The sequence below is a fragment of the Streptomyces sp. NRRL F-5122 genome, assembly GCF_001507435.1.
In the GTDB taxonomy this organism is placed as follows: Bacteria; Actinomycetota; Actinomycetes; order Streptomycetales; family Streptomycetaceae; genus Streptomyces; species Streptomyces lannensis.
Genome location: NZ_LMWH01000217.1, coordinates 103,259 through 110,060, shown reverse-complemented (window position 1 = coordinate 110,060; position 6,802 = coordinate 103,259). Strand labels below are relative to the sequence as shown.

Here is a 6,802-nt window from a genome sequence, read left to right as displayed (position 1 = left end):
TCGGTGGGCTGCTGCTGTGCGGAGCCCTTGCCCATGTCGGACAGCCCCTCCAGCATCCACGCCCGCAGCCGGCTCGCGGGTGGTGGGTGTTCGGTGGTGGCCATCGGCGCGCTCTCCTGTGTACGGCTCGGTGCGGGAATCGGCCATCACACGGACGGCCGCACCAGCGTATGCAGAGAGTGACGCGCGGGCCCACGGATGGCGGGGCCGTAGGCGTCAAGCTTCCGTTAAGAACGATCGTGTCGGCATCAATGTCACATCAAACCGGCATCAATGGCCCATCAAAAGGCCAGGAAGCCGACGCACACAGGAGCAGAGCCGGTGAGCCCGGCCGCCCGACCCGAGGCGAACACACAGCGTCACACCGCGAAGCAGGGGCCCGCCTCCGGTGAGGAAGCGGGCCCCGGTCAGCGAGAGCCCCGTGCGGCTGCGGTCTCCCCGGAGGGTCGCCCGCCGGGCGTGGGGAGCCCGTTCCAGATGGGGCTTCCGGCCGCGTGATGCACGTATTCGCGTACCAGTCGGAAGCCGGCGGTCCAGGCCAGCAGTCTGCTGGCGCGGTTCAGCGTCGAGCAGTTCCAGCTCGGCTGGTGGCCGCGCGCGGTGATGTCCGCGCACAGGGCGGTGACACAGGCCAGGCCGAGGCGGAGGCGGCGGTGGTCGGAGCGGGTGAAGACGGACACGTCCTCGTAGCGGGTGCCGCGGAAGTGTGTGCTTGCGACCGCCAGCAGATCACCGGCGCGGTCCACCGCCGCCCAGCCGTGACCGGAGGAGGCGAGTCCCGCCGGGCCGCCCCAGGCGTCGTGGATCCACGACGCGTCCGGGTCGAGCGCCGCCAGGGCCGGGGCGTCGCGCGGCTCGAGACGACGGACGGTCAGGCCCCGCGGGGTCGGCGTGGGGTGAGGCTTGTCCTGCAGGGTCCACACCATGCGCTCCCAGGGCGTGAGCCGGTGGAAGGCCGAGTGCAGAGCGGGCAGGAACCGGGCGGGGGCGTCGATGTAGTGGTGCGCCAGGGGTGCCAGGGCCTCCGGGGTGAGCGCGTCCGGCGTTCCGCGCAGGACGGCGTATCCCGCGCAGGACACGGCCACCGCGCGTGGGTGGTCCGCTCTGTCCGCCCACCAGTGGCCGATGCCGGTGCCCAGTACGTGTTCGCCGACGACGGCGGGGCCCGGGGCGCCGGTGGGCAGCCAGCGGATGAGTGCCGGAAGCCGGTCGGGTGCGAGTTCGATCATTTTGACGCCTCCACGTCGGACGGTGAAGACGCTTCGACGGTCGCGGAGCCTTGACGGTGAAGACGCTTCGACGGTGAGTGAGAACAACGGGGACGGGGGAGCGTCCGTCGGGGGACGCCCGCCCCGCCCTCCGGCCGGCGTTACGCCTGGCCGGCCTTGGTGCCGTGGTTCGCCTTCTTCCTGCGACGGGCCCTCTTCTTGCGGGCACGCTTGGACATGCGGGTCAACTCCCTTTCTTCATGGGTGGTTCAGGCGGCCCGGCCGACCAGCAGGTCCGCCAGCTTGTTGAGTCGCTTGACGGTGCGCTCCTCCTGAGCGGCCGGCGCCGGGTCGACGCGCTCGGCGCGGTCGTAGTAGGCGCCGTTGACGATTTCCACCGCCGGGTCGCACAGCCGGACGATGTGGGCGGCGCCCTCGGCGGGTTCGGCACCCTCGAGCGCGTAGAGCGGCAGAAGAGCCGTGTCGCAGATGCCCGGGTGCACGGAGACCGCGGTGACGCGCGGGTCGGCCGCGAAGACGGTGAGGGCGAGCTGGGACTGGGCATAGGCGGCGAGCCGCGAGTAGCGGCGGGCCCGGTTGGGGTCCGCCCACTGGATCGACGCCGTGCGGTGCAGGGTGGACGAGACGTTGACGACACGGCCCCCGGGGTCGCTGGTGAGCGCCGGCTCCAGCAGACAGGTCAGCAGATAGTGCGCGAGGAAGTTGACCTGGAAGGCGATCTCGTTGCCGTCCGCGGTGACGGTGTGGCGTTCCGGTGCCGCCATCCCGGCGTTGTTCACCAGCACGTCCAGGTGCGGGTGTTCCCGCACGACGTGCTCCGCCAGGGCCTCGACCTCCTCGAGGCGGGTGAAGTCGGCGGCGCAGGGCCGCAGTCGGGACTCGTCGATCCCGCTCATGGCGACGAGACGGTCGACGGCCGCCCGCGTCTCCTCGGCGGTGCGGCCGTGCAGCAGCACGGTGGCGCCGCCATCGGCGAGCAGTCGCGCGGTCTCCAGTCCGATGCCGGAGGTGGCTCCGGTGACGAGGACGGTACGGGACGAAAGGTCGGGCATGGTCCATCCAGGGATGCGGGCACGCCGGCTCGGCCCGTGCAGGGCGGCCGGTGACGTGCGAATACGAGAAGGGGCGCCGGACGTGGGTCACGGCGCCCCGAGGGCTACGGAAGACGCGTCGACGTCAGAAGGCGGACGCGGGCGATTCCGGGCAGCGAGGCGCACGACGGGTCGCGCCGGGACTCGGCGGCCGGTCGAAGAGGAGCCATGCGCTGTTCACGTGGTCCATCGAAGTCGTTCCTCGGGCCCGGAACAAGACCGCCACACGATCCCATACGCCACTCTGACGTGCGCATACGTGTTCATGACGGTGTGTCGGGCCCGGCACGGGTGCGGTTCAGCCGAGGCCGGGCACCGCCGAGATCACCATGTCGATCAACTTGATGCCGACGAAGGGCAGGACCAGCCCACCGAGCCCGTACAGCAGCAGGTTGCGGCGCAGCAGGTCGTGGGCCGACGCAGGCGTGTAGCGCACGCCGCGCAGGGCCAACGGGATCAGCGCCACGATGATCAGCGCGTTGAAGACGATGGCCGAGGTGATCGCTGACTTCGGGCTGTGCAGGCCCATGATGTTCAGGGACTCCAGACCCGGGTACGCACCCGCGAACATCGCCGGGATGATCGCGAAGTACTTCGCCACGTCGTTGGTGATGGAGAACGTGGTGAGTGAGCCGCGGGTGATGAGGAGTTGTTTGCCGATCTCGACGATGTCGATGAGCTTGGTCGGGTTGGAGTCGAGGTCGACCATGTTGCCGGCCTCCTTGGCGGCCGATGTGCCCGTGTTCATCGCCACGCCGACGTCGGCCTGTGCCAGGGCGGGGGCGTCGTTGGTGCCGTCACCGGTCATCGCGACGAGCTTGCCGCCCGCCTGCTCCCGCTGGATCAGGGCGAGTTTGTCCTCCGGCGTCGCCTCGGCCAGATAGTCGTCGACGCCCGCCTCTTCGGCGATCGCCCGTGCGGTGAGCGGGTTGTCGCCGGTCACCATGACGGTGCGGATGCCCATCCGGCGCAGCTCGGCGAAGCGTTCGCGGATTCCGTCCTTGACGATGTCCTTGAGGTGGATCAGTCCGAGGACGCGTGGTCCGTCCCAGTCGTACACGGCCACCAGCAGCGGGGTGCCGCCCGAGGCGGCCACCGACTCCGCGAGGCTTCGGGCCTCGGGCGGGACCGTTCCTCCGTACATCCGCACCCATTCCAGGACCTGTGTCGCGGCGCCCTTGCGGATCGACTGCGCCGCTCCGTTGTCCCAGCGCAGATCGACGCCGCTCATCCGGGTCCGGGCGCTGAACGCGACCCATCGCGCCTGACTCAACTCGCCCTCGGCGGGGGCCCGCACACCGTGCCGCTCCTTGGCGAGGACGACCACCGAACGGCCTTCGGGCGTCTCGTCGGCGAGTGACGACAGTTGTGCTGCCCGGGCCAGGTGGCTCTCGGGGACACCGGGCAGCGGCACGAACTCCGTGGCCTCGCGGTTCCCCAGCGTGATGGTGCCGGTCTTGTCCAGCAGCAGCGTGTTCACATCGCCCGCGGCCTCGACGGCACGTCCCGACATGGCGAGGACGTTGCGCTGCACCAGCCGGTCCATGCCCGCGATGCCGATCGCGGACAGCAGGGCGCCGATCGTGGTCGGGATCAGCGTGACGAGCAGCGCGACCAGAACGGTCGTCGACTGGGCGGCCTTCGCATACTCGGCCATCGGCTGGAGGGTGACCACGACCAGAAGGAAGATGACGGTGAGCGAGGCCAGCAGGATGTTCAGGGCGATCTCGTTCGGCGTCTTCTGCCGGGACGCGCCCTCGACCAGCGCGATCATCCGGTCGAGGAAACTGTGCCCGGGGCGCGCGCTCACCCGTACGACGATCCGGTCGGAGAGCACGGTCGTACCGCCGGTGACGCCGCAGCGGTCGCCGCCCGACTCACGGACCACGGGCGCGGATTCACCGGTGACCGCGGACTCGTCGACCGCCGCGACCCCGTCGATCACATCGCCGTCGGACGGGATGGTCTCGCCCGCCCCGACCAGAACGACGTCGAGCGGCCGCAGAGCGGTGGCCGGGACGGGCTCCGTGCGTGCCAGGCGCGGGTCGGTGCCGTAGCGCCAATCGAGCAGCCGCATCGCCACCGTGTCCGTGCGCGACCTGCGCAACGAAGCGGCCTGTGCCTTGCCGCGGCCCTCGGCGACCGCCTCCGCGAGATTGGCGAACACCACCGTCAGCCACAGCCACACGCTGATGACCCAGGTGAAGACGGTCGGGTGCAGGACGGAGGAGAGGGTGGTGAGCGCCGCGCCGACCGAGACCACGAACATCACGGGGTTCCTGACCAGCACCCGGGGATGCAGCTTGCGCAGCGCGTCCGGGAACGAGCGGGCGAGCTGGGCCGGTTCGAACAGCCCGCTCGGGGCGCGACGCCCGGCGGGAGGTGCCGCTGCGCCCAGCGCGGAGCGGGAGGTCGGGACCTGCGGAGGAGCGGCGGGGAGCATGGCCACCTTCGTGCCTCGGTGGAAAGCGGAGTCCACGCACCTAGGCACGCGGACGTACCGTTCGGACTGACAGAAACGGGCTGGTCGCGGGGCCCGTGCGGGACCGGGGCCCCGGTCCCGCACGGTTGCGCGCAGGGCCGGACATGGGACGACGGGGCACGCGCGCTCGGCCGACCCGAGGCGCCTTGGAATGGAGCTTCCGCTGGAGGGACGTCATGCCAGTGACGTCCGCGGCCTCTTGGTCGGACCGCTGGTGACTCTAGCCGCGTCCCGCAGTCGAACTACCCGGATGTGCCGGGAATTTGCGGCACTCATACGGGGCGCGCGCGAGGGTCGTAAAGGTCCCGTCAATGCCGCCTGAGAACGCATCAGGGGCGCGTCAACGCAGACAGTGCGTGGCCGGAACCGGTCGCAGACTGAGCGGCAACGGGGGACGGGCGACCGTCCGTGGTCCGACGTTGGAGGGACCGTGACGATCACGGCCGGAACAACACGCGCCCCAGAGGGGGTGGGCGCGGAGCCACGGCAACCGGCGGTCGTCCCGCCCGAGGGGGACAACGGCTCGCGGCCGAGAGGGGGACCGCGGCCGGGTGGGCGGAGGCGTCACCTCCGCCGCGAGACCGTGGCCGCGCGGGCCGCTCTGCGCCGCCGCTACTGGGCCACGTTGCCCGCGCGTCTGCGCTTCCTGCGCGCGGTCACGGTCTCGCTCGCCGCCGCACTGGCGCTGCTGCTCCTGGTGGCCGGTCAGGCCGCCACCGGCACCTGGGACTCCGTCGCCGACCGCGACGCGCCGCGCACCACCAGCGCCGCCGATCTGAACCTCGCCCTGAACGACATGGACGCCCAGGCCGCCAACATGCTGCTGTCCAGCGGGAACGCGGGCCAGGGACGTCTGGTCACGCCGTACGAGAAGGCCGTCGGCTTCTACGGGGCCGCACGCCGCGAGATCGGCCACGATCTGCGCACCCTCGCCGTCGCGGCCCAAGGGGATCGGGCCGACGAGCGGACCGTCGAGTCGCTGACCGACGACTTCGCCGAGTACCAGGAGCTCCTCGGCCGCGCACTGGAGAACGACGGTCACGGCGGCGGCAAGACGGCAGCGCTGGCCGACTACCGCCGGGCCACGGATCTGCTCCAGCAGCATCTGCTGCCCGATGCGCGAGCCCTGGTGGAGTCCAACGACAGGGCGTTCGACGGGCAGTACGCCCGCGCCCGCTCGGGCCTGTCCGCGCAGCTCATCGCCGTACTCGCCCTCGGCGCGCTGCTCCTCGCCGTGCTGGGCCTGCTCCAGTGGTGTCTGGCCCGCCGCTTCCACCGGGTCCTCAATCCCGGTGTGCTCGCGGCCACCGTCTGCACCCTGGTGGCGGTGGTCCTCGGAGCGCAGATGCTCTCCTCCTCCGCCGCACATCTGCGGGTCGCCCGCCGGGACGCCTTCGACTCCGTCGTCGCCCTCTCCCGTGCCCGAGCCATCGCCTACGACGCCAACGCCGACGAGAGCCGCTATCTGCTCGACCCCGAGCGCCGCGACCGGTACGCGCGCTCGTTCCTCGCCAAGTCCCAGCAGCTGTACGGCATCGAGGGCGCTGCTCTGGCGACGTACGACGCCGGGCTCGCCGCCACCTGGAGGGCTTACCGTAATGACCGGAACGACCTGCGCTTCACGGGCGAGTTCCGGCGCGAACTGGACAACATCACCTTCCCCGGTGAACGGACCGCGGCCGAGCAGACCGTGGACGCCTACGCGGTCTACGAGCGCGACGACCGAACGATCCGCGCGCTGTTCGCGGCCGGCAAGGAGCACGAGGCGGCGGAGTTCTGCATGGGCTGGGAGCCCGGCACGTCCAACGCGCACTTCGGGCAGTGGATGGCCGCGCTGGACCAGGTGACGGGCATCAACCAGGCCCACTTCGAGTCCTCGGTGCGGGAAGGCCGCTCGGCCGTGGGCGTACTGCTGCCATGGGCGGGCGGACTGCTGGTCGCCGCGGCCGCCCTCACCGCCCTCGGGCTGCGGCCCCGGCTCGCCGAGTTCCGCTGAGCCC

Annotated in this window: 5 protein-coding genes; 1 reads left to right on the top strand and 4 read right to left on the bottom strand. The window is 71.3% G+C overall.

Annotation, left to right across the window (positions count from 1 at the left end):
• Positions 1 to 407 precede the first annotated feature (407 nt).
• From ADL25_RS20885 to kdpB, 4 genes are all read right to left on the bottom strand, one after another.
• A complete protein-coding gene (locus ADL25_RS20885) occupies positions 408 to 1,229 on the bottom strand; it encodes a GNAT family N-acetyltransferase (protein WP_063805695.1) in 822 nt (273 codons plus the stop codon).
• Positions 1,230 to 1,369: 140 nt separating this feature from the next.
• Complete coding sequence (locus ADL25_RS52230) at positions 1,370 to 1,447, bottom strand: 50S ribosomal protein bL37 (protein ID WP_374203157.1); 78 nt, start codon at positions 1,445 to 1,447, stop codon at positions 1,370 to 1,372.
• Positions 1,448 to 1,477: 30 nt separating this feature from the next.
• The gene (locus ADL25_RS20880) at positions 1,478 to 2,281 is read right to left on the bottom strand and encodes an SDR family NAD(P)-dependent oxidoreductase (RefSeq protein WP_059129272.1); all 804 of its coding nucleotides are present in this window, start codon (positions 2,279 to 2,281) and stop codon (positions 1,478 to 1,480) included.
• Positions 2,282 to 2,618: 337 nt separating this feature from the next.
• On the bottom strand, positions 2,619 to 4,763 hold the full coding sequence (gene kdpB / locus ADL25_RS20875; protein WP_079050494.1) for a potassium-transporting ATPase subunit KdpB: 2,145 nt from the start codon (positions 4,761 to 4,763) through the stop codon (positions 2,619 to 2,621).
• 622 nt (positions 4,764 to 5,385) lie between these two features.
• Between kdpB and ADL25_RS20870 the strand changes: the two genes are divergently transcribed.
• Positions 5,386 to 6,798, top strand: coding sequence for a hypothetical protein (locus tag ADL25_RS20870; RefSeq protein ID WP_059129271.1), 1,413 nt, complete (start codon positions 5,386 to 5,388; stop codon positions 6,796 to 6,798).
• The last annotated feature ends 4 nt before the right edge of the window (positions 6,799 to 6,802 follow it).

Coding starts and splice junctions, on each gene's coding strand:
- ADL25_RS20885 (WP_063805695.1), bottom strand. CDS start 1,229: ATGATCGAACTCGCACCCGACCGGCTTCCGGCACTCATCCGCTGGCTG.
- kdpB (WP_079050494.1), bottom strand. CDS start 4,763: ATGCTCCCCGCCGCTCCTCCGCAGGTCCCGACCTCCCGCTCCGCGCTG.
- ADL25_RS52230 (WP_374203157.1), bottom strand. CDS start 1,447: ATGTCCAAGCGTGCCCGCAAGAAGAGGGCCCGTCGCAGGAAGAAGGCG.
- ADL25_RS20880 (WP_059129272.1), bottom strand. CDS start 2,281: ATGCCCGACCTTTCGTCCCGTACCGTCCTCGTCACCGGAGCCACCTCC.